The sequence below is a fragment of the Pseudonocardia lutea genome, assembly GCF_042658055.1.
In the GTDB taxonomy this organism is placed as follows: Bacteria; Actinomycetota; Actinomycetes; order Mycobacteriales; family Pseudonocardiaceae; genus Pseudonocardia; species Pseudonocardia lutea.
In genome coordinates, this window is sequence record NZ_JBHSQK010000052.1 from 50898 (window position 1) to 71346 (window position 20449).

The 20449-nt window shown below is 75.4% G+C and carries 18 protein-coding genes; 10 read left to right on the forward strand and 8 right to left on the reverse strand.

Annotated elements, in window-relative coordinates:
- Positions 1-361, forward strand: a 361-nt coding sequence (locus ACFQH9_RS20455; RefSeq protein ID WP_379567841.1) for a glycerate kinase, incomplete at its 5' end; no start/stop codon positions are given.
- A gap of 78 nt (positions 362-439) precedes the next feature.
- Positions 440-1612 carry an RtcB family protein gene (locus ACFQH9_RS20460; protein WP_379567843.1) on the forward strand — a complete coding sequence of 391 codons (1173 nt, stop codon included), beginning with the start codon at positions 440-442 and terminating at the stop codon, positions 1610-1612.
- Positions 1613-1648: 36 nt separating this feature from the next.
- On the opposite strand, the gene ACFQH9_RS20465 is transcribed toward ACFQH9_RS20460, so the two are convergent.
- Positions 1649-1807 (reverse strand): hypothetical protein, encoded by a 159-nt coding sequence (locus ACFQH9_RS20465; protein ID WP_379567845.1) that lies wholly within the window; start codon positions 1805-1807, stop codon positions 1649-1651.
- A gap of 125 nt (positions 1808-1932) precedes the next feature.
- A complete protein-coding gene (locus ACFQH9_RS20470) occupies positions 1933-2649 on the reverse strand; it encodes an AfsR/SARP family transcriptional regulator (protein WP_379567847.1) in 717 nt (238 codons plus the stop codon).
- Between the two features lie 156 nt (positions 2650-2805).
- On the opposite strand from ACFQH9_RS20470, the gene ACFQH9_RS20475 reads away from it, so the two are divergent.
- Positions 2806-3954 carry a carboxylate-amine ligase gene (locus ACFQH9_RS20475; protein ID WP_379567849.1) on the forward strand — a complete coding sequence of 383 codons (1149 nt, stop codon included), beginning with the start codon at positions 2806-2808 and terminating at the stop codon, positions 3952-3954.
- A 5-nt stretch (positions 3955-3959) separates the two neighbouring features.
- Here the strand turns inward: ACFQH9_RS20475 and ACFQH9_RS20480 are convergent, their stop codons facing one another.
- Positions 3960-5894: an AfsR/SARP family transcriptional regulator gene (locus ACFQH9_RS20480; protein ID WP_379567851.1), complete on the reverse strand. Its 1935-nt coding sequence runs from the start codon at positions 5892-5894 to the stop codon at positions 3960-3962.
- 331 nt (positions 5895-6225) lie between these two features.
- Here ACFQH9_RS20480 and ACFQH9_RS20485 point away from each other — a divergent pair, with 331 nt between their 5' ends.
- Genes ACFQH9_RS20485 through ACFQH9_RS20495 form a run of 3 tightly spaced genes read left to right on the forward strand, consistent with a single transcriptional unit; the run spans position 6226 to position 7774 of the window.
- Positions 6226-6366 (forward strand): hypothetical protein, encoded by a 141-nt coding sequence (locus tag ACFQH9_RS20485; protein WP_379567853.1) that lies wholly within the window; start codon positions 6226-6228, stop codon positions 6364-6366.
- Positions 6363-6881, forward strand: coding sequence for a hypothetical protein (locus ACFQH9_RS20490; protein WP_379567855.1), 519 nt, complete (start codon positions 6363-6365; stop codon positions 6879-6881). The genes ACFQH9_RS20485 and ACFQH9_RS20490 overlap by 4 nt, the downstream gene beginning before the upstream one ends.
- Positions 6878-7774: an NAD(P)-dependent oxidoreductase gene (locus ACFQH9_RS20495; protein ID WP_379567857.1), complete on the forward strand. Its 897-nt coding sequence runs from the start codon at positions 6878-6880 to the stop codon at positions 7772-7774. Before ACFQH9_RS20490 ends, ACFQH9_RS20495 begins: the two co-directional genes overlap by 4 nt.
- A 159-nt stretch (positions 7775-7933) precedes the next feature.
- On the opposite strand, the gene ACFQH9_RS20500 is transcribed toward ACFQH9_RS20495, so the two are convergent.
- The 5 genes from ACFQH9_RS20500 to ACFQH9_RS20520 form a co-directional block, all read right to left on the reverse strand.
- Positions 7934-9232, reverse strand: a complete 1299-nt coding sequence (locus tag ACFQH9_RS20500) for a benzoate/H(+) symporter BenE family transporter (protein ID WP_379567859.1) — start codon at positions 9230-9232, stop codon at positions 7934-7936.
- A gap of 116 nt (positions 9233-9348) precedes the next feature.
- Positions 9349-9669, reverse strand: coding sequence for a muconolactone Delta-isomerase (gene catC / locus ACFQH9_RS20505; protein ID WP_379567861.1), 321 nt, complete (start codon positions 9667-9669; stop codon positions 9349-9351).
- Positions 9666-10529 carry a catechol 1,2-dioxygenase gene (catA, locus tag ACFQH9_RS20510; protein ID WP_379567863.1) on the reverse strand — a complete coding sequence of 288 codons (864 nt, stop codon included), beginning with the start codon at positions 10527-10529 and terminating at the stop codon, positions 9666-9668. The genes catC and catA overlap by 4 nt, the downstream gene beginning before the upstream one ends.
- A gap of 62 nt (positions 10530-10591) precedes the next feature.
- On the reverse strand, positions 10592-11698 hold the full coding sequence (locus ACFQH9_RS20515) for a mandelate racemase/muconate lactonizing enzyme family protein (RefSeq protein WP_379567865.1): 1107 nt from the start codon (positions 11696-11698) through the stop codon (positions 10592-10594).
- Complete coding sequence (locus tag ACFQH9_RS20520) at positions 11695-12699, reverse strand: LysR substrate-binding domain-containing protein (protein WP_379567867.1); 1005 nt, start codon at positions 12697-12699, stop codon at positions 11695-11697. The genes ACFQH9_RS20515 and ACFQH9_RS20520 overlap by 4 nt, the downstream gene beginning before the upstream one ends.
- A gap of 249 nt (positions 12700-12948) precedes the next feature.
- On the opposite strand from ACFQH9_RS20520, the gene benA reads away from it, so the two are divergent.
- From benA to ACFQH9_RS20540, 4 genes are read left to right on the forward strand one after another with little or no spacing between them, the layout of a single operon-like run.
- A complete protein-coding gene (benA, locus tag ACFQH9_RS20525) occupies positions 12949-14319 on the forward strand; it encodes a benzoate 1,2-dioxygenase large subunit (RefSeq protein WP_379567869.1) in 1371 nt (456 codons plus the stop codon).
- Positions 14316-14837 carry a benzoate 1,2-dioxygenase small subunit gene (gene benB / locus ACFQH9_RS20530; RefSeq protein ID WP_379567871.1) on the forward strand — a complete coding sequence of 174 codons (522 nt, stop codon included), beginning with the start codon at positions 14316-14318 and terminating at the stop codon, positions 14835-14837. The genes benA and benB overlap by 4 nt, the downstream gene beginning before the upstream one ends.
- An 11-nt stretch (positions 14838-14848) precedes the next feature.
- Positions 14849-17617, forward strand: coding sequence for a benzoate 1,2-dioxygenase electron transfer component BenC (benC, locus tag ACFQH9_RS20535; protein ID WP_379567873.1), 2769 nt, complete (start codon positions 14849-14851; stop codon positions 17615-17617).
- Positions 17618-17674: 57 nt separating this feature from the next.
- Entirely contained in the window at positions 17675-20416 is a 2742-nt protein-coding gene (locus ACFQH9_RS20540; RefSeq protein ID WP_379567875.1) for an ATP-binding protein, read from the forward strand.
- The last annotated feature ends 33 nt before the right edge of the window (positions 20417-20449 follow it).

The following is a 20449-nucleotide window of genomic DNA, read 5'->3' on the forward strand; positions in this document are numbered from 1 at the left end:
CGGCGTCGGGTTCGCCGCGCTCACCGTCCTCGGTGCCCGCCGCCGGCCCGGGATCGAGGTGGTGCTGGAGCTCGTCGGGTTCGCCGACCACCTCGCCGGGGCCGCCCTCGTCGTCACCGGGGAGGGGGCGCTCGACGCGCAGACCCTGCACGGCAAGGCGCCCGCGGGCGTCGCCGCCGCCGCCCGGGCGGCCGGGGTGCCGGTCGTCGCCGTCTGCGGGCGGTGCGAGGTGTCACGGGCGGAGCTCGCCGCCGCCGGGATCCGGGAGGTGCACGCCCTCCTCGACCGGGAGCCCGACCCGGCGCGGTGCCTCGCCGAGGCGGGCGCGCTGCTGCGCGGGATCGGTGCCGGGCTCGTGTGAATCCCGGACCGTACGGGGAACGCCACCGGACGACGACCATGGCCGGGCCCGTGCGAGGACGCCCGCGGGAGGACGCCCGTGCAGAAGATCAACGACAAGCTCTACAGCTGGGCCTCGCTGCTCGAACCCGGGACACGGGCGCAGGCCGAACGGACCGCGGCGATGCCGTTCGTGCAGCCGCACCTGGCCCTGATGCCCGACGCGCACCTGGGCGCCGGCGCCACCGTCGGCTCGGTGATCCCGACCGTCGAGGCGATCATGCCCGCCGCGGTGGGCGTGGACATCGGCTGCGGCATGATCGCCGTCCGCACCCGGTCCACGCGCGACGACGTGGCCGGCCGGCCGCTCGCCGAGCTGCGCCGGTCGGTGGAGAAGCGGATCCCGCTCGGCGCGGGCCGCTACAACCGGAGGATCAGCGACACCGCGGCCCCGCGGGTCGCGGCGCTGGCCGAGGAGGCCGGTGACCGGCTGCCCTTCTACGAAGGGCTCACCCGGGTCGGCTGGGACCTCCAGCTGGGCAGCCTCGGCAGCGGCAACCACTTCCTCGAGCTCACCGCGGACGAGGAGGGCGTGCTCTGGCTCTTCCTGCACTCCGGCTCGCGCGGGATCGGCAACGCGATCGCGAGCCACCACATCCGGATCGCGCAGGAGCGCTGCCGCGAACAGGGCGTCGACCTGCCGGACCGGGACCTCGCCCACCTCAGCGAGGGCACGCGCGAGTTCGACGCCTACCTCCGCGACCTGGAGTGGGCGCAGCACTTCGCGCTGGCCAACCGCGAGGAGATGATGGACCGGTTCCTCGAGCTCCTCGGCCGGTTCCTCGGCGGGGAGGTGGAGGAGCGGGAGCGGATCAACTGCCATCACAACTTCACCGCCCGCGAGCACCACCACGGCCGCGACGTCTGGCTCTCCCGCAAGGGTGCGATACGCGCGGACGCGGGCCGCCCCGGTCTCATCCCCGGCTCGATGGGCACGGCGAGCTACGTCGTGGTCGGCAAGGGCGACCCCGACAGCTTCGAGAGCAGCCCGCACGGCGCCGGGCGCGCGTACGCCCGCCGAGCTGCCCGGCGGAGATTCACGCTCGAGGACATGGACGAGGCGATGGCCGGGATCGAGTACCGCCGCGACGCCGCGTTCCTCGACGAGATCCCGGCCGCCTACAAGGACATCGACGTCGTGATGGCCGACGCCGCGGACCTCGTCGAGGTCCGCCACACGCTGCGCCAGCTGGTGAACGTCAAGGGCGAGTGACCGGCGGGCCGCCCCCTCCGCGGCCCGCCCGGCGGCTCAGGGGACGATCTCGATCCAGCCCCGCACCACGTCCGGGGTGACGGACGGCGCGAGGTCGGGATGGTCGATCGCCACGTGCTGCAGGACCGTGCTGACGATCTGCTCCTCGCTCTCGGACCGGGTGGAGTAGCCGCACTCGCAACTGACCTGCTTCATGGCGATCCCTCCTCGTCGAGGGCCGGGGCCTGCCCCCGGCGGGTCACACGAGTATCCGCGCCCGGATCACCGCGACCTTGCCGGAATCCTGCCGCCGCGACTGCTCCGGACGGCGCAACGGCCTGCTACCGCAGGATCTCCCCGTGCAGCGCCCGCGTCTCCGGGCCGGGGCCGACCCCGAGCTCGTCGAGCAGCATGCGGCGCAGCCGCTCGTAGACCCGCAGCGCCTCGGCCCGGTCGCCGCGCGCGGCCAGGGCCCGCATCAGCAGCCGGTGCCCCTTCTCGTCGAGCGGTGCGGCGCGGACCAGCTCCCGGGCGCTGCGCTCGGCGCTCGCGAGCTCGGTCGGCGTGGCCAGGGCCAGGCAGGCCTCGGCGTAGCAGGTCAGCGCCCGCCGGTGCAGCCGCCCGACCTCCTCGCGGTGCTCACCCACCCACGGGTCGTCCAGGTCCGGCAGGAACGGGCGCTGGGTCACGAACAGCGTGCTCAACGCGTGCGTCCAGGCCTCCGGCCAGTCCCGGCGGGAGGCCGCGGCGTCGGCCCGGTGCGCGGCCTCCGCGGCGACCGCCGCGTCGACCAGCCCGCCCTCCGGCAGCACGAGCTGCACGCTCTGCCGGCCGACGATCTCCACGGGCGCGAGGACCGAGCGGACCTTCGACAGCAGCGCCGTCAGCCCGGTGCCGGAGGAGCGGAGCGCGTCGGCCAGCTCGCAACGGTCGACCGCACCGCGGCGGCAGGCCAGGTACGCCACCAGCGCCCGGCCCCGCCGCCCGGGGAGGAGGTGCTCCACCGACCCCCCCTCGACCAACACCACGAACCGGCCGTGCAGCTGGATCCGGACCACACCGACGAGCCTGGCACCCCGACGGCCCGCTGTCAGCGGTTCCCGATTGCCGCGCAGCCGAGGTGGGTACGCCCGAGAACGGTTGAGGGACCAGCCGTTGCAGTGGGGCGACGCCGGTCCGGTGCCTGCGTCGCCGGGACGACGGAGGGCGGACGGATGGCGTACCCGGCGGAGACCCGCACCGCGACGAGGACCACGCGGGCGAGCGGGCCGCGGACGGTCGGTGTGGAGGAGGAGTTCCTGCTCGTCGACCCGGTGACCGGGCGGGCACGGGCGGTCGCGACCAGCATCCTGCGCTCGGCCGCGGACACCTCCGATCTCTGTGCCGAGCTGCAGCGCGAGCAGCTCGAGACCGGCACCGAGGTCTGCCGGGACCTCACCGACCTCGCGGCCGAGATCCGCCGCACACGTGCCGCCGCGCAGGCCGCGGCCGAGGCGACCGGGGTCGGCGTGGTGCCGCTGGCCACCTATCCCCTCGACGTCGAACCCACGACGTCGCCCAACGAGCGGGCCCGGCGGATGGTCGACCGGTTCGGCCTGATCGGCCGCGAGCAGCTGACCTGCGGCTGCCACGTGCACGTGGGCGTCGCGGACGACGAGGAGGCCGTCGCCGCGCTCGACCGGATCCGCCCCTGGCTGGCCCCGCTGCTGGCGCTGTCGACCAACTCGCCCTTCTGGGACGGCACCGACACCGGCTACGCCGGCTACCGGGCGCAGGTCTGGCCGCGCTGGCCCTCGGCCGGCCCGTACGGGCCGTTCGGCTCGGCGGCCGGGTACCGGGCCCTCACCGACACCATGCTCGGCACCGGCACCCTGCTCGACCCGGGCATGCTCTACTTCGACGCCCGCGTGTCGGCGCACCACCCGACCGTCGAGATCCGCGTCGCGGACGTCTGCCGCGAGCCCGACGACGCCGTGCTGGTCGCGGCGCTCGCGCGGGCCCTGGTCGAGACCGCGGTCCGCGAGTGGCGTGCGGGGATCGGCCCCGATCCCGTCCGCACCGAGGTGCTCCGGCTCGCGTCCTGGCGGGCGGCGCGCTCCGGCGTCGCCGCGGACCTCGTCGACCCGCTCACCTGGCGGCCCGCCCCGGCGCGGACGGTGCTCGACCGGTTCCTCGCGCACGTCCGCGAGGCCCTCGACGACGCGGGCGACCTCGGGCTCGTCCCGGACCTGCTCGACGCCGTGCTGCGCCGGGGCACGGGGGCCGAGCGGCAGCGGGCGGTCTTCCGCGCGAGCGGTGGTGACCTGCGGGCGGTGGTGCTCGACGCGCTGCCGGCGGGGCCGCCGAACGCGGCCGCGGGCTGACCCCCTCACCCGCCTGCCACGCCGAGGCGCTGCTCCAGACGATCCAGGGCCGGCTGCTCTTCGACCACCCGCGGCCGGCCCGCCTCGGCGCGCAGCCGCCGGGCCAACGCGAGGAAGTGGCGGGCCCGCTCGTCCGTGCGCGCGACCAGCGCCCGCCCCTCGACGACGTACGCGACGGCCCGCGGGTCCCGGGTCGCCACCGCCGCGCGTTCCGCCTGGTCGAGCAGGACCTCCGCCCGGGCCGGCGCCGAGACCCGGGCCAGCGCGGCGGCCGTCATCGCGACCCCGGCCACCGAGCCGGCGTACCGGTACCAGCCCAGCGCCTGCCGGTGCCCCCGCTCCGCCGCCGGGTGGTCGCCGGCCCGTGCGTCGGCCAGCGCCACGGTGTTGACCGCCCACGCGAGCAGCGACGGCGACCCGACCCGCCGGGCGAGCGCGGTCGCCTCGGCCAGCCGCTGCCGGCCGCCGGCGTGGTCGCCGAGCAGGTCGGCGACGCTGCCGAGGCGCACCGAGAGGTGGCACTGGGCGTGCGGCCAGCCGCCCTGCACGGCCAGCAGCAGCGCGTCGCCGTAGCGCCGGGCCGCCCGGCCCAGGTCGCCGGCCACCTCGTCGAGGTAGCCGAGCACCTCCAGCGCGCGCATCCGCCCGGCCGCGTCGGGCAGCGACTCGAACACCGCCAGCGCGGCCGCCGCCCGGGACTGCGCCTCGTCGGCGCGGCCGGCGGCGAGGCGCACCCGTGCGTGCACGAGATCGTCGAGCGCGGTGCCCCACGGGTCGTCGACCGCCTCCACCGCGGGCCGCGCGGCGGCGAGCAGGGCGGTGGCCCGGTCGGGCTCGCCGCGCTCCGCGTGCCGGTCGGCCAGGACCAGCAGGGCCAGCCCGTCGTGGGAGCTCGCGATGCGTTCCCCGCCGGCCAGGTGCCCGTCGAGCAGGGTGCGGACCTCGGCGAGCGCCGCGGGCTCGTCCCGGTCGTGCGCGGCGAGCGCGGCCGCCCAGAGACGCGCGGTCAGCGAGCCGGGCCGGTCGTCGAGCAGGTCGAGCAGCAACCGGCGGCCCCGGCCGCGGTCCCCGGCCAGCCACCAGCCCCAGGCGCACCGCACGGCGAGGTCGACGGCGGCCTGCCGGTGCCCGTGCCGGGCGAGCCAGCGGATCATGTCCGGTGGCTGCAGGACGCCCGGCCCGGCCGCCTCCGGCCGCGCCGACGACCGCTCGTCGGCCAGGATCCGCGCCTGCACGGCGCGCAGCTCCGGCGCGGGTTCGAGCCCGGCGGACCCGGCCAGCACGCGGCGCGCCCGCTCGTAGCCGGCCAGCGCCTCGGCCCGGCGGCCGTCCCGGTCGAGCGCCTCGACCAGCACGGCCTGGGCGTGCTGGCGCAGCGGGTCCTCGGCGACCAGGGCCGCGGCGAGGTCGACGGCACCGCCCGCGTCACCGGCCTCGAGGACCGCGCGGGCGTGCACCTCCCGGGCCGTGACCAGCAGCTCCCGCAGCCGGGCCGCGGCGGGCGCGACCGCGGCGCAGGCGGCCACGCCCTCGTACGGCTCGCCGCGGACGAGGGCCAGCCCCTCCTCCAGCGCGGCCACGGCCTCCTTCGGTGCGTTCGCGGCGAGCTGGCCGCGGGCGCGGTCGAGCGCCTCGCGGAGCACGTCGTCGTCGCCCTCGCCAGAGCCGGTCCGCAGCAGGTAGTGCCGGCCCTCGCGGACGATCCGGTCCGCGCCGACGAGCCGGCGCAGGTGCGAGATCCGGGCCTGGAGGGCGTTCGGCGTCCAGCCGTCGTCGGCTCCCCAGCCGGCCTCGGCGAGCACGTCGACCGGCACCGTGCGGTTCCGCCGGGCGAGCAGGGCCGCCAGGATCGCCCGGTCCCGGCGGCCGGTCAGGGTGACCGCCCGCCCGTCGACGGTCCGGACCGCGGGCGGGCCGAGCACGAGGAACCGCGGGGTCACGGGAGCGCCGCCGGTACCCGAACCCCCGTCGCGTCCGACTCGCGCAGCACCGTCGCAGCGTGCCACAGCCGGGCGGGGGCGTCGGCCGGTTCCGGCCCGGCCCGGGGGCACCGTCCCGGTCACCTGCTCCCGCGCCGTCCCGTCCATGAGCCAGAGGTAGGGCGGGGACGCCGCCCGGGGCAAGGGGCCGGGTCGCCCGACGTCAGCGCCACGTCAGCGGGATCCGCGGGTGCCTGACGCCCGGCTGACGCGGCGACCGTACGGCGTTGCCCGCCGCGGGGTGCCGGTCCTGACATGAGCGGGTCGGCCCCGCCCGAAGGGAGTTCCCGCCATGCCGGTCCTGCTACCCGGCGACCGCCCGGTCCCCCGGCCCCCGCACCGCGCGGGGGCCGGGATGATCGCGCTGCGCCGACACTGCGCCCGGGTCGGCGAGCTGCTCGCCCGCCTGCTCGACCCCACGTGGCTCCCGTGACCACCGTCGACGTGCGACCCCCGCAGGCCGGCCTCCGGATCACCGCGGCGAGCTGGGCCGAGATCGTCGCGGTCGTCGATCTCTGCGGCCCGCAGGCCCTCGCGGCGCGGTTCCTCGGGGCCGTCGCGCCCCCACGGGCCGAGGTGCTGGCCCGGTTGGCGCGCACGTTCGACGAGGGCGTCACCCTCGTCGCGTCCGTGTCGGCGCCGGTGTCCGGGCCGGTGTCCGGGCCGGCGCCGGTGGGCCTGTTCGGGGTGCATCCCGACGGCGCGCGGCGGGCCGAGCTGTGCGCGCTCGTCGCGGACGGGCACCAGGGGCGGGGGGTCGGTGCGGCGCTGCTCGCCGCCGTGCTGGCCGCGCCCCGCTACCGGGCCTGGACCCTGCACGCCGTGGTGGGGCACGGCAACCTCGCGGCTCACGGGCTCGTCCGCGCGGCCGCGCGGCAGGCGCCCGTGACGCGCCACCTGTTCGCCGACGGCGTGGAGTACGTCCTGCACCCGCGGGGGTCGGCGTGACCGCTCCGCTCGGGTTCCTCGGCCTCGGCCTCATGGGCCTGCCGATGGCGGTGCGGCTCGCGCGCGCGGGGCACGACCTCGTCGTCTGGAACCGGACGCCGGCCCGCGCGGCGCCGGTGGTGGCCGCGGGCGCGCGCCCGGCCACGACCCCGGCCGAGGTCCTCGCCGCGGCCGAGGTCGTCGTGGTGATGCTGGCCGACGAGGCCGCCGTGGACGCGGTGCTGGGCCGGGGCACGCCCGCGTTCGCCCGCCTCGTCGCCGGACGCACGATCGTCCACACCGGAACGGTGTCCGCGGCCTGGTCCGCCGCGCTGGAGGCCGATCTCCGGGCCGCCGGTGGCCGCTACGTCGAGGCGCCCGTGTCCGGCTCCCGGACACCGGCCGAGGAGGGGACGCTCGTCGCGATGCTGGCCGGCGACCCCGCCGACGTCGCCCGGGTCCGGCCGCTGCTGGCGCCGCTCTGCGCGCGCACGGTGGGGTGCGGGCCGGTCCCCTCCGCGCTGTGGATGAAGTTCGCCGTGAACACCGTGCTGATCACGCTGGTCTCCGGGCTCGCGGAGGCCTGGCGGCTGGCCGCCGCGCACGGCCTGGATCCGCACCTGTTCGCCGAGGTGCTCGATGCGGGCCCGATGGCGTCGGCCGTGTCGCGGGTCAAGATCGGCAAGCTGCTGACCGGCGACTTCTCCGCCCAGGCCGCGATCGACGACGTCCTCAAGAACTGCGGCCTCATCCGGGACTCGGCCCGGGAGGCGGGTGCCGCGGCCCCGCTGATGGACGCCTGCCTGCAGCTCTTCGCGACCGCCGCCGATCTCGGCCTCGGGGCCGAGGACATGGTCGCGGTCGTGCGGGCCGACGGGCGGGAGCGGGCCGCGCGCGCCGGAGGGTCCCGGTGACCGGGGGCCGGTTCCGCCGGCTCCTCCCCGCGCTCGCCCTGCTCGTCCTCGCGGCCGCCGGGCTGGCCGCCTCGTGGGCGACGGAACGCGCCGCGGCCGACCGGGACCCCGGCCTGCTCGTCGTGGTCGGGGCGGCCCGGCCCGCGGGGCCGGTAGGGGTCAGGCGCGGGCCTCGCGCAGGTCCCGGAGGTCGCGGCGTTCGAGCAGCCAGGAGACCCCGAACCCGGCGACCAGGCCCCAGAAGGCGCCCCCGATGTTCAGCACGGTGACGTCCGAGACCGTCACGACGAAGGTCACCAACGCCCCGAAGGTGCAGCGCGACCCGAAGGCGGTCGTGAACGAGGCCTGCAGCACCCGCAGCATCGCGAGGCCGCCGAGGGTGGCCACGAAGGCCGGCGGCGCGGCCAGCATCAGCCGGGTGAACAGCGGCGCGAACAGGCCGAAGACCATCGCGAGCAGGCCGCAGGAGATCCCGGCGACGTAGTGCCGGTGCCGCTCGCCCGAAGCGGCGAGCAGCGCGTTGGTGGGCCCGGTGAGGCAGGTCGACACGGCGCCGACGCCCGCGGTGAGCAGCGACCAGGCGCCGCAGGCGATCGTCGCGACGTTCACCGGCGGCTCGTGCCCGGCGGTGCGCAGCACGGCGACGCCCTGGCCGTTCTGCACCACCAGCACGGTGACGGCCAGCGGCAGCACCAGCTCGAGCATCGCCTGCCACGACCACTGCGGGGCGACGAGGACCGGGGCGGCCAGCCAGCCCGAGGCGTCCCCGGCGGGCCGGAAGCGGCCGGACACCGCGACCGCGACCACCCCGACGACGAGTGCCCCGAGGATCGGCGGCACCTTCCGCCCGGCGGCACCCCACGCGCTGAGAAGCAGGAACGCCGCGACCATGGGTGCCGCGACCAGCACGTCGCCCGCCACGGACCTCACCAGCCCGGTGCCGAAGCTCAGGAAGACGCCCGCGACCATCCCCATCACGATCGGCATCGGCAGGGCCGCCATCGCCCGCCGCACCCATCCGGACAGCCCGAGCAGCAGCATCACCAGCCCGGTCGCGAAGTACGCCCCGACGACCTGCGGGAAGGTCAGGTGCCCGAGCGCGGGGCCGACGAGCACGGTGCCCGGGATCGTCCAGAAGAACGCGAGCGGCTGGCGGTACAGCCAGCACGCGAGGGCGGTGAGGATCCCGTTGAGGAAGAACACCCCGAACAGCCACGACGCCAGCTCGCGCTCGGAGAGCCCGCCCTGCACGCCCACCGCGAGGATGACGGCGACCGGCCCGGTCGCGGCGAAGACCAGCCCGATGAGCCCGTTCGCGACGTACTGCGGGCCGAGGTCGCGGAGGAACCGCCGCGGGGTGGTCGGCGGCCCCGGGGGCCGCTCGAAGCGGGGCGGCGCGGGCGGGGTCGCCCCCGTCGACGGCTCGGTGGACGGGTGTCGGACGTCGGGCGTGGCCACGGTGCCTCCGTGCGGGTCGTACGGTCGTGCTCCCCGGCGGGGCCGCCGCGCGGCGGCCCCGCCGGCGCATCGGCCGGGAGGTCGGCCGGAGGGATCGACCGGGAGGGTCGGCCCGGTCAGCCGAGGTTGACGTCCGACGGGTGGCCGGCGAGCGGCGTGACCGTCATCGTCATGTAGGGGAAGAGCGGCAGGCCCCAGAGGATCTGGTGGAGCTGCTCGTTGCTCTCGACCTCGAAGATCGAGAGGTTGGCGTACTCCCCCACGCACCGCCAGATGTTGCGCCAGTGCCCGGAGCGCTGCCACTCCTGCGAGTAGGCCTTCTCCCGGGCGAGGAGGTCGGCGCGGGCCGCCGGGTCCATGTCCGGCGGCAGCGCGACGTCCATGCGGACGGCGAAGAGCTGGCTCCGAGCCGAGGGGTCGCTCGCGGGCTCGCTCACGCGGGGTCCAGGGCGAAGTCGTAGGTGACCTCGTTGCCCTCACCCGACGCGGCCGGGGTCGGACGCAGGATCAGCTCCGGCTTCACGGCCTGGGCCACGTCGTTGTCGACCCACTCGCCACCGTCGAAGTACAGCTGGGTGGTGACCAGCTGCTTGCCCGGGGCCGACACCTTCAGGTGCAGGTGCGCCGGGCGCCACGGGTGCCAGCCGGCCGCGGCGATCAGCTTGCCGCAGGAGCCGTCGGTCGGGATCTGGTATGGGGCGGGCTGGATGGTGTGGAACGCGAAGTGCCCGTCGGCCCCGACGCGGATCTGCCCGCGCAGGTTCCACTCCGGGATACCCGGGGCGAACTGCGAGTAGTAGCCGTCGTCGTCGGCGTGCCACAGCTCCACCAGCGCGCCGTCGACCGGCTTCCCGTCCAGGTCGGTCACCGTGCCCTGGAACAGCAGCGGGGTGCCCTTCTCGTCCTCGCGCATCGGCAGCGTGGCCTCGGAGGCGAACTCCGGCGCGCCCGGGATGTAGTACGGGCCCTCGATGGTGCCGACGGCGCCCTTGCGGTCGGCGTTGGCGACCTCCTCGACGACGTGCTCGACCCACACGTCGAGGAACAGCGGCCACTCCCCGGTCTCGCCCACACTGATCAGCCACGCCTTCAGCGCGTCGTACTCGGCGTAGGTGACCTGGTGGCGGCGGACCACCTCGTGCAGGGCGGCGATGGCGTCGGTGGCGATCGCCGAGACGCGCGCGTGGTCGACCGGCCCGGAGGCGCGCTCCTTGGCCGCGAACGCGGCGGTGGCGTTGCGCCCCGACCCGGCAGCCGTGGGGTTGTGCTCCGTGGGGTTGATCTCGGTGGATGTCATGGTGGTGTCTCCTGACGCGTCGGTGCGGTTCGGAAGTGGTGCGGTCGGAGAAGAGGCGATCTTCAGGACCGGTCGGTGCGGTAGTGCGCGAGCTTGTCGGGGTCGATCTCGATCCCCAGTCCCGGTCCGGGGCGCACGGCCAGCTCCCCGCCGCTGATCTCCAGCGGCTCGGTGAGCAGGTCGTCGCTCATGTCCAGGAAGTTCGACAGCTCCCCGGCCCGGCGGGAGCTGTGCCGGTGCGCGGCACCGAAGGCGACGGTGCACGCGGTGCCGACCTGGCCGTCGACCTGGTTGCCCATCACGACCTCGACGCCCATCCCCTCGCACTGGTGGAGGATGCGTGCCGAGGTGTGGAACCCGGTCCGGGCGGTCTTGATGCTGATCATCGTCGCGGAGCCGCCGAGCAGCTCGCGGGTGACCTCGCCCGGGGTGGTGGCGCTCTCGTCGGCCACCGTCGGGATCGAGGTCCGGGCCGTCAACCAGCGCCGGCCCAGCACGTCGTCGGCCGGGCAGAGCTCCTCCGACAGCGTGAGGTCCAGGTCCTCCATGGCGTGCAGCGCGCGGGCCGCCTCCGACGGCGTCCAGCCCCGGTTGCCGTCGACGTAGAGCTCCACCTCCGGGCCCAGCGCGGCGCGCAGCGCCCGGCACGCCCCGACGTCGAGGGAGACGGGACGGCGGCCCACCTTCACCTTGAACACGGTGATGCCGTAGGTGTCGCGCACGCGCTCGGCGTCGGCGACCATCGCCTCGTCGGAGGCGAACCCGACCATGTGCGACACGCGCATCCGGTCGGTGTACCCGCCCAGCATCTGGGTGACCGGCAGGTCCAGGGTCCGGCCGAGCGCGTCCCAGCAGGCCATGTCCAGCGCGGCCTTGGCCGCCGGGTTGCCGACGGTGCGCTCCAGCCGCGCGTGCATGACCTCGCGCTCGAGCAGCGAGAGACCCACGACCTCGGGGGCGAAGATCCGGTCGATCACCGCGACGATCGACTGCTGGGTCTCGCCGTAGGTGAACGGGCGCGGCGGCGCCTCGGCCACCCCGACGACCCCGTCGTCGGTGTGCACCCGCACCAGCACGTGCTCGGCGGCGTGCACCTCGCCGGAGGCGAAACGCAGCGGTTTGCGGTACGGGATCGCGAAGGGGATCGCCTCGACGTGCGCGATCTTCATCGGGCCTCTCCGGGGTGTGCGGGCACGCGGCCGGCGAACGGGGCGGCAGGGGGCTCCGGCGGCACGAAGCCGTTGGCCTCCAGCACCTCCACCAGCCGCGCGAGGGCGGGGTTCACCTCGTCGGCCCGCCAGGCGAGCGCGAGGTCGACGTGCGGTGCCCCGGGAGCGCCGTCGGCTCCGTGGGCACCGACCGTTCCGTGGGCGGATCCGTGGGCCCCGTCGGCGAGCGGGACGTACCGCACGCCGTCGACGCGCAGGGCGAGCGCGGACTCGGGCAGGAGCGCGACGCCGAGCCCGGCGGCGACCAGGGTGAGCATGACGGAGGTCTCGGCGACCTCGTGGGCGCGGCGCGGCAGGAACCCCGCGCCGAGGCAGGCCTGGGTGACGGCCGCGTCGACGACCGAGTCCCGGGCGCCGTAGACGACGAAGTCCTCGTCGCGCAGCTCGTACAGGCCGACGGGCTCGTCGCCGGCCAACCGGTGCCCGGCCGGCACGGCGAGCGTCAGCCGCTCGCGGGCGACGGGTCGGGAGGTCAGCCCCGCGCGGCGCAGCGGCGGGCGCAGGACCGCCAGGTCGATGCGGTCCTCCGCGAGCGCCTCCTCCTGCGCCGGCGTGAGCAGGTCGGGGACGTACCGCAGGATCAGTCCGGGCAGTTCGCGGGCGGCGATCCGGGCGAGCTGCGGCAGCTGCTTGTAGGCCGCGAGGCCGGTGCAGCCCACCCGGAGCAGGCCGCTGTGCCCGTCGCCGATGCGCTGCACGCGCTCCCGGGCCGCCTCGACCGAGTCGAGGATGCGCACGGCGTCGCGCAGGAAGGCCTCGCCGGCGGGGGTGAGGTCGACGCGGCGGGTGGTGCGGTTGAACAGCGTGGCGCCGACCTGCGCCTCGAGCTGGCGGATCGCCTGCGAGAGCGGCGACTGGGCCATGTGCAGGCGCTCGGCGGCCTGGCCGAAGTGCCGGGTCTCCGCGACGGTGACGAAGTAGCGCAGCTGGCGGATCTCCATGCTGCTCTCCCTCCGTCGGGTGATCGACCGGACTCTCTCCGGTGCCGGGTCTCCACGGTAGGACCTCCGACCCTGCACACACAAAGACCTAGTACAGCTTCATTGAGACATCTGACATCTGAGAAAGTGCTGGGTCAGAACTAGGCAGAGTGCTGACGCGAAGCCGTCCGGTCGGCCGGGATGGTCGGACGGCAGTCGCCCGACTGACCAGCTCGACTCACCGCCGACTCGACCGGGAGGCCCTGCCCCATGACCGCCACCGCCGACGTGTCCCACTCCCGGGTGCGCGCCGTCGTCGACACCGCCGTCGTCGAGGACCCCGCCGCCGGCGTCTACCGCGCCAACCGCCGCATCTTCACCGACGAGGAGATCTTCGAGCTGGAGATGCGGCACATCTTCGAGGGCAACTGGATCTACCTGGCGCACGAGAGCCAGATCCCGAACCCCGGGGACTACTTCACCACCTTCATCGGCCGCCAGCCCGTGGTGATCACCCGCGGCAAGGACGGCGAGCTGCACTGCCTGATCAACGCCTGCGCGCACCGCGGCGCCATGCTCTGCCGACGCAAGACCGACAACCGGATGACCCTGACCTGCCCGTTCCACGGCTGGACCTTCCGCAACGACGGCAAGCTCCTCAAGGTCAAGGACCCGGAGGGCGCCGGCTACCCGCCCACCTTCGACGTCGACGGCTCGCACGACCTGGTCGAGGTCGCCCGTTTCGACTCCTACCGCGGCTTCCTGTTCGGCAGCCTCAACCCCGACGTCGTGCCGCTCTCCGAGCACCTCGGCGACACCGTCAAGGTCATCGACATGCTCGTCGACCAGTCGCCGGAGGGCCTGGAGGTGCTGCGCGGCAGCTCCACCTACACCTACGACGGCAACTGGAAGGTCCAGGCGGAGAACGGCGCCGACGGCTACCACGTCTCGGCCACGCACTGGAACTACGCCGCCACCACCTCGCGGCGCGGCACCGGCGAGTCGACGAACTCCACCAAGGCGCTCGACGCCGGCGGCTGGGGCAAGTCCGGCGGCGGCTACTGGTCCTACCCGAACGGCCACCTGTGCCTGTGGACCTGGGCGGCGAACCCGCAGGACCGGCCCCTGTGGAACCGCATGGACGAGCTCAAGGAGCAGTTCGGCGCGGCCAAGGGCGAGTTCATGGTCAAGGGCAGCCGCAACCTCTGCCTCTACCCGAACGTCTACCTGATGGACCAGTTCTCCACCCAGATCCGGCACTTCCGGCCCCTCGCGCCGGACAAGACCGAGGTCACCATCTACTGCATCGCCCCGAAGGGCGAGAGCGCCGAGGCCCGCGCCCACCGGATCCGCCAGTACGAGGACTTCTTCAACGCCTCGGGCATGGCCACCCCCGACGACCTGGAGGAGTTCCGCTCCTGCCAGCTCACCTTCCGCGCCACCGCCGCCCCGTGGAACGACATGAGCCGCGGCGCGGAGCACTGGCTCTCCGGCCCGGACGAGGTCGCCACCTCCCTCGGCATGGACGGGGTGATCTCCGCGGGCATGCGCAACGAGGACGAGGGCCTCTACCCCGTCCAGCACGGCTACTGGCGGCAGACCATGCTCGCCGCCCTCGCGAAGGAGGAGGAGCAGGCATGACCACCCCGGAGATCGGCACGGCGCCCCGGCTGATCACCCAGAACATGATCGAGCAGTTCCTCTACCGCGAGGCCCGCTACCTCGACGACCGCGAGTTCGAGAAGTGGCTCGAGTGCTACGCCGACGACGTCGTCTACTGGATGCCCTCCTGGGGCGACGACGACAGGCTCACCGAGGACCCGCAGCGCGACATCTCGCTGGTCTACTACGACAACAAGGGCGGGCTCGAGGACCGGGTCTTCCGGATCCGCACCGAGCGCTCCAGCGCCACCTCGCTGCCCGAGCCGCGGACCAGTCACAACATCAGCAACGTCGAGGTCATCGAGCGCCGCGGCGACCTGGTGGACGTGCGCTTCAACTGGCACACCATGTACTTCCGGTACAAGACCGTCGACCCGTACTACGGCACGTCGTTCTACACGATCGACTTCTCCGGCGAGTCCCCGCTGATCCGCCGCAAGACCGTGGTGCTCAAGAACGACTACATCCACCACGTGGTCGACGTCTACCACTTCTGAGGAGGGGCACCATGAGTGCCGCCGCGAGCACGCACCGGGTCGCCCTGGCCTTCGAGGACGGCGTCACCCGGTTCATCACCTGCGCCGAGGACCAGACCGTCGCCGACGCCTCCTACCGGTCCCGGATCAACATCCCGATGGACTGCCGCGACGGCGTCTGCGGCACCTGCAAGGCCTTCTGCGAGTCCGGCGAGTTCGACGGCGGCAGCCACCTCCCGGACGCCCTGTCGCCCGACGAGGAGGAGCAGGGCTACGTCCTGACCTGCCAGATGAGGCCCCGGTCGGAGCTGGTCCTGCAGATCGCCTCGACGTCGGCGGTGGCCAGGACCAGCGCCGCCACCCACCGGGGCACGGTCACCGGGCTGGAGCGGCTCTCGCCGACCACGGTCGCCCTGACGATCGAGATCACCGATCGGGAGAAGCTCGCCTTCCTGCCCGGCCAGTACGTCAACATCGCGGTGCCGGGCACGGACGAGTCCCGCTCCTACTCCTTCAGCAACGCACCCGACGACGAGGCGCTGACCTTCCTGGTCAAGCTCACGCCGGGCGGGGTCATGTCGACCTGGCTCACCGACCGGGCGCAGGTCGGCGACGACATCTCCTTCACCGGCCCGCACGGCAGCTTCTTCCTGCGCGACTCGGCGCCCGGCAGGGACTCCGCGGAGCCGCTGCTGCTGCTCGCGGGCGGGACCGGGCTCGCGCCGATCCTGTCGATCCTGCGCACACTCGAGGCGCTGCGCAGCTCCCGGCCGGTGCACCTGCTGTACGGCGCGACGACCGACGCCGACGTCGTCGAGCTGGACACCCTCGCCCGCCTCGCCGCGTCGGTCGACAACCTGACCTGGGACTACTGCGTCGCGGACAAGGACACCGCGGCGAAGAACCAGGGCTACGTCACCTCGCTGATCGAGCCCGGGCACCTGCACGACGGCGCCACCGCCGTCTACCTGTGCGGGCCGCCGGCGATGGTCGACGCGGTGCGGGGGCACTTCGCCGACCAGGGCATCCGGCCCGCCGGGTTCTACTACGAGAAGTTCGCCCTCGCCGGAGCGGCCGGGGCCGCGAAGGCCGCCGAGCCGGTCGCCGCGGAGGCCGGGGAGGAGCACCCCGCCGAGGACACCGAGGTGGACGAGATCACCGAGGAGGCGCCGAAGAGCGCCGCCGTCGCGGTCGTCGCGCCGGTCGAGGACGGCGACGGGTTGCTGGTCCTCGGCGGTGAGGGGCGCGCAGTCGTCGGTCAGGAGCTGCCGCGCTTCGGCGAGCCGGAGACCCTGAGCTCCCGTCCCGAGGTCTCGGCCGACCACGGCCGCAAGGTCTGCGGACAGGAGCTGTTCGCGGTCGACCTGCTCGACGGCGAGCAGCGCCCGCTCGACCCGGACGACTCCCTGCTCGTCGCCGGCGACCGGGGGACGGCCGGTCAGGAGATCTTCCCGGCCGCCGACCTCGCGCCGCTGCACGGGCCCGCGCCGGCGCCCGCGTCCCTCCCGCCCGCCGCAGTCGGCGAGGACGGGTACGAGATCGGCGAGGAGCACCCGTCCGTCCACGAGTCCGACGCGATCTTCGACGCCCGCCGCGCCCTGGAGCTCGGCGCGCTCGAGCTCGTCGTCGGGCGGCTGACCTCGCAGCAGGTCACCGGGTACCGGGTGCTCGCCGAGGCGACGCTGCCCTACGTCGAGGGCGACCGGTTCGTCGACGCGGCCGGCTACACCGAGGCCAACGCCGCCTTCCACGACTACCTGTTCACGCTCACCGGCAACGAGCACCTCTCCCAGGCCTACACCGCGCTCGGGGTGAAGGGGCACATGGAGCAGTCGCTGCGCACCGCCACCTGGTGCCACCCGCGCTGCACCCAGGACCACCTGGACATCGTCGAGGCGATCGCGGCCGGGGACCGCGAGCGCGCCCGCCGGCTGATCGGCGAGCACGCGGACCGGTCCAAGGAGACGACGCGGCGGGCCATGGCCGACAACGCCGCCGCCCGCCGCCCGCGCTTCGTCACGCCGGGCCGCTTCGACCGCAAGGTCGTGGTGGTGACCGGGGCCGCGCAGGGCATCGGCCGGGCGGTCGCCGAACGCGCCGCCGCCGAGGGCGGGCAGCTCGTGCTGCTCGACCGGTCCCCGCTGGTCCACGAGGTCGCCGACGGCCTGCTCGCCGACGGCGCGAAGGCCCTGGCGCTCGAGGCCGACCTGGAGGACTACGCCTCCGCCGAGGCCGCGCTGCGCGAGGCGGCGAGCTGGCAGGGCCAGGTCGACGTGCTGGTGAACAACGTCGGCGGTGCGATCAACTTCAAGCCGTTCACCGAGTTCACCGAGGCCGAGATCGCCGCGGAGATCCGCCGGTCGCTGATGCCGACGCTGTACTGCTGCCGGGCTGTCCTGCCGTCCATGGTGGAACGCGGCGGCGGGGTGATCGTCAACGTCTCGTCCGCGGCCACCCGGGGCATCCACCGGATTCCCTACTCCGCGGCCAAGGGCGGCATCAACGCGCTCACCGCGTCGCTGGCGTTCGAGTACGCGGACCGGGGCGTGCGGGTCGTCGCGACCGCGCCGGGCGGTACGGAGGCTCCGCCGCGCCGGATCTCGCGGGGCACCCCGCAGGCCCGGACGGACCAGGAGAAGGCCTGGTTCCAGGCGCACATCGACCAGACGCTCTCCTCGTCGTTCCTGGGCCGCTACGGCACGCTCGACGAGCAGGCCGCGGCGATCCTGTTCCTCGCGTCGGACGAGGCGTCGTACATCACCGGGTCGGTGCTGCCGGTCGCCGGCGGGGACCTGGGGTGAGGGCGACGGGCGGGGAGCGCACCTCCCCGCCCGGCCCGTCTTCTCTACGGTGACGGCATGAGCAGGCTCGACGGCGGCGTCGCGGGTGCCGACGGCGCCGGCGGGGAGCCCACCCACGTCGTCGGGCAGGAGGCGGAGGCCGCCCAGCTCGACGCGGCGCTCGCCGGCGCCGCCGCGGGCACCCCGGCCGTCGTGGTCCTGGAGGGCGTGCCCGGGGTCGGCAAGACCACGCTGCTCCGGCGGTTCCTCGCCCGCCGGCCCGCCCTCGCGGCCGTGCAGGCCGAGGGCCTGGCGTGGGAGGCGGGCCGGCCGGGCGCGCTGGTCCGGCGGCTGGACGCGCGGCGGTGCGAGGGGCCCGTCGATCCGGGCGCCTGGGGCGAGGCGCTCGCCGCCTGCTGGCGGGCGCGGTCCGCCGAGGAGCCCCTCGCCGTCGTCGTCGACGACGCGCACGCCGCCGACCCGGCCTCGCTGCAGGCCGTCGCCTCGGCCGTGGTCCGGGTGCGCGACGCGCGGTTGCTGGTCGTGCTCGCGGCCCGCACCGGGCCGGACGCCCGGGCCCATCCCGACACCCGGGACGTCCTCGACCGGCTGCCCGCGCACCGGATCCCGGTCGCGCCGCTGACGCCCGAGCAGACCCGGCTGCTGGCCGCCCGGGCCGCCGGCATCGACCTGCCGATCCCGGTGGCGCGCCGGCTGCGCGAGCACACCGGCGGCGTCCCCCGCTACCTGCTGGAGATCCTGCGGGACAGCCCGCCGGCGCGCTGGTCGGACTGGCAGACGCGGCTGCCCGCGCCCACCTCGGTCCGGCAGCGGGTCGAGACCGCCCTCGACGCCGTCTCCCCACCGGCCCGCGCACTGGTCGAGGCCGCCGCCGTCCTCGGCAACAGCCCGATCCTGGCCGAGGCCGCCGAGCTGGGCGGCGTCGCGGACCCCATCGCCGCACTCGACGAGGCCTTCGCCGCCGGGCTCCTCTCCCCCGCCGCCGGGCACGGGCTGGACACGCTGACCTTCCCCGGGCGGTTCGTGCGCGGGGCCGTGCACGCCACGCTCGCCCCCGGCCGCCGGCACGACCTGCACCGGCGCGCCGCCGCCGTCGTCCGCGACGAGACCGAGCGGCTCCGGCACCGGGTCGAGGCCACCCCGCTGCCCGACGCCGCGCTGGCCGGCGAGCTGCTCGACCTGGCCCGGCGCAAGGCGGACCAGGGCGCCTGGGCGGTCGTCGCCGGGGCGCTGATCGACGCCAGCCGGATCAGCCCGCGCCGCGCCGACCGGGAGGACCGGCTGCTCCAGGCCGTCGACGCGCTCGCCGGGGCCGGGCTGCTCGGGCAGGCCGTCGACGCGTTGCCCGACGTCGAGGCGCTCCCGCCCGGTCCCCGCCGGGACGCCGTCCTCGCCTACGTCGCCATCCAGCGGGGCCGGCGGGCCGAGGCGACCTCCTATCTCGACAGTGCCTGGCGCGGCCGCGGTGCCGACCGCGACACCGCGGCGCAGGTCTGCCAGCGGCACGTGCTGCACGCCCTCGCCGACTGGGACGGCGAGCAGCTGGTCCGGTGGGCCGGGCGCGCGATCGAGCACGCCGAGCCCGGTGCCCCGGCGGCGGTGGAGACGCGCGCGATCGTGGGGCTCGGGCACGCCGCCCGCGGCGAGATCGAGGAGGCGTTCACCGCCTACCGGGCCGCGACGCGGGAGAGCCCGTCCGGGCCGCAGCACCAGCGGGCCCGGATGGGGCTGGGCTGGCTGCTGCTGGCCCAGGACGAGCCCGAGGCCGCCCGGCGGGAGCTGGAGTACGCGGTCTCCGGCGTCCGGCAGGGCGGCTCCAACCGGATCCTGCTGTGGGCGCTGTGCTGGCTGGCCCGCACCCGCTTCGCGCTCGGCGACTGGTCCGGCGCGCTGCAGAACGTCGACCAGGCGCGGCTGCTGCTCGGGGCCACGGACCTGGAGCTCCTCCGGCCGCTGGTGCACTGGACCGGCGCGCAGGTCCACGCGCTGCGCGGCGAGCCCGAGGAGGCCGCCCGGCACGTCGAGCTCGGCACGGCCACCGAGCACGACTACGTCGTGATGACCGTGCCGGCCCTGCTGGCCCGCGCGCACGTGGCCGAGGCGGCCTCGGACTACGACGCCGTCGTCCGGCACCTCGCGCCGCTGGCCACCCGCACCCCGCGCGGCGGGCTCGACGAACCGGGCTTCTGGGCCTGGCACGACCTCTACGCCAACGCCCTGGTCGTGACCGACCGGCTCGGCGAGGCCGACCGGTTCCTGCGGCCGCTCGAGGAGATCGTCCGGCGGCGGGGACACCGGTCCGCCGCGGCCCGGCTCGGGTACGTCCGGGGCCGGCTGCTCGGCGCGCGCGGCGACACGGCCGCGGCCGAGGCGGAGTTCGTCGCCGCCCGGGCCCGGCTCGAGGGCCTGCCACTGCCCTACGAGAAGGCGCGCGTCGACTTCGCCCACGGCCTGACCCTGCGGCGGGCCGGCCGGCGGCGGGACGCGAGCGCCCTCCTCGCCGCCGCCCGGCAGCGGTTCGCGGCGCTGGGCGCGCGGGTCTACGTGGAGCGGTGCGACCGGGAGCTCAAGACCGGCCGGCCCGGGTCCCGGCTGCACGACAAGGACCTCGACGCCCTCACCGAGCAGGAGCGGACGGTCGCGGGGCTGGTCGCGGGCGGCATGACCAACAAGGAGGTCGCCGCCGAGATGCTGCTGTCGGTCAAGACCGTGCAGTTCCACCTGACCCGGACCTACGCGAAGCTCGGGGTGCGGTCGCGGTCCGAGCTCGCCGCGCACTTCCCGCGGGCCACGGGCTGATCGGCGCCGCTCGTTGCCCGGCCGGGCGGCGCG

What these genes read in the sequence shown, in the direction of transcription:
- ACFQH9_RS20465 (WP_379567845.1), bottom strand. Translation starts at nt 1,807, where the DNA reads ATGAAGCAGGTCAGTTGCGAGTGCGGCTACTCCACCCGGTCCGAGAGC.
- ACFQH9_RS20475 (WP_379567849.1), top strand. Translation starts at nt 2,806, where the DNA reads ATGGCGTACCCGGCGGAGACCCGCACCGCGACGAGGACCACGCGGGCG.
- ACFQH9_RS20485 (WP_379567853.1), top strand. Translation starts at nt 6,226, where the DNA reads ATGCCGGTCCTGCTACCCGGCGACCGCCCGGTCCCCCGGCCCCCGCAC.
- catA (WP_379567863.1), bottom strand. Translation starts at nt 10,529, where the DNA reads ATGACATCCACCGAGATCAACCCCACGGAGCACAACCCCACGGCTGCC.
- ACFQH9_RS20515 (WP_379567865.1), bottom strand. Translation starts at nt 11,698, where the DNA reads ATGAAGATCGCGCACGTCGAGGCGATCCCCTTCGCGATCCCGTACCGC.
- ACFQH9_RS20520 (WP_379567867.1), bottom strand. Translation starts at nt 12,699, where the DNA reads ATGGAGATCCGCCAGCTGCGCTACTTCGTCACCGTCGCGGAGACCCGG.
- benA (WP_379567869.1), top strand. Translation starts at nt 12,949, where the DNA reads ATGACCGCCACCGCCGACGTGTCCCACTCCCGGGTGCGCGCCGTCGTC.
- benB (WP_379567871.1), top strand. Translation starts at nt 14,316, where the DNA reads ATGACCACCCCGGAGATCGGCACGGCGCCCCGGCTGATCACCCAGAAC.
- benC (WP_379567873.1), top strand. Translation starts at nt 14,849, where the DNA reads ATGAGTGCCGCCGCGAGCACGCACCGGGTCGCCCTGGCCTTCGAGGAC.
- ACFQH9_RS20540 (WP_379567875.1), top strand. Translation starts at nt 17,675, where the DNA reads ATGAGCAGGCTCGACGGCGGCGTCGCGGGTGCCGACGGCGCCGGCGGG.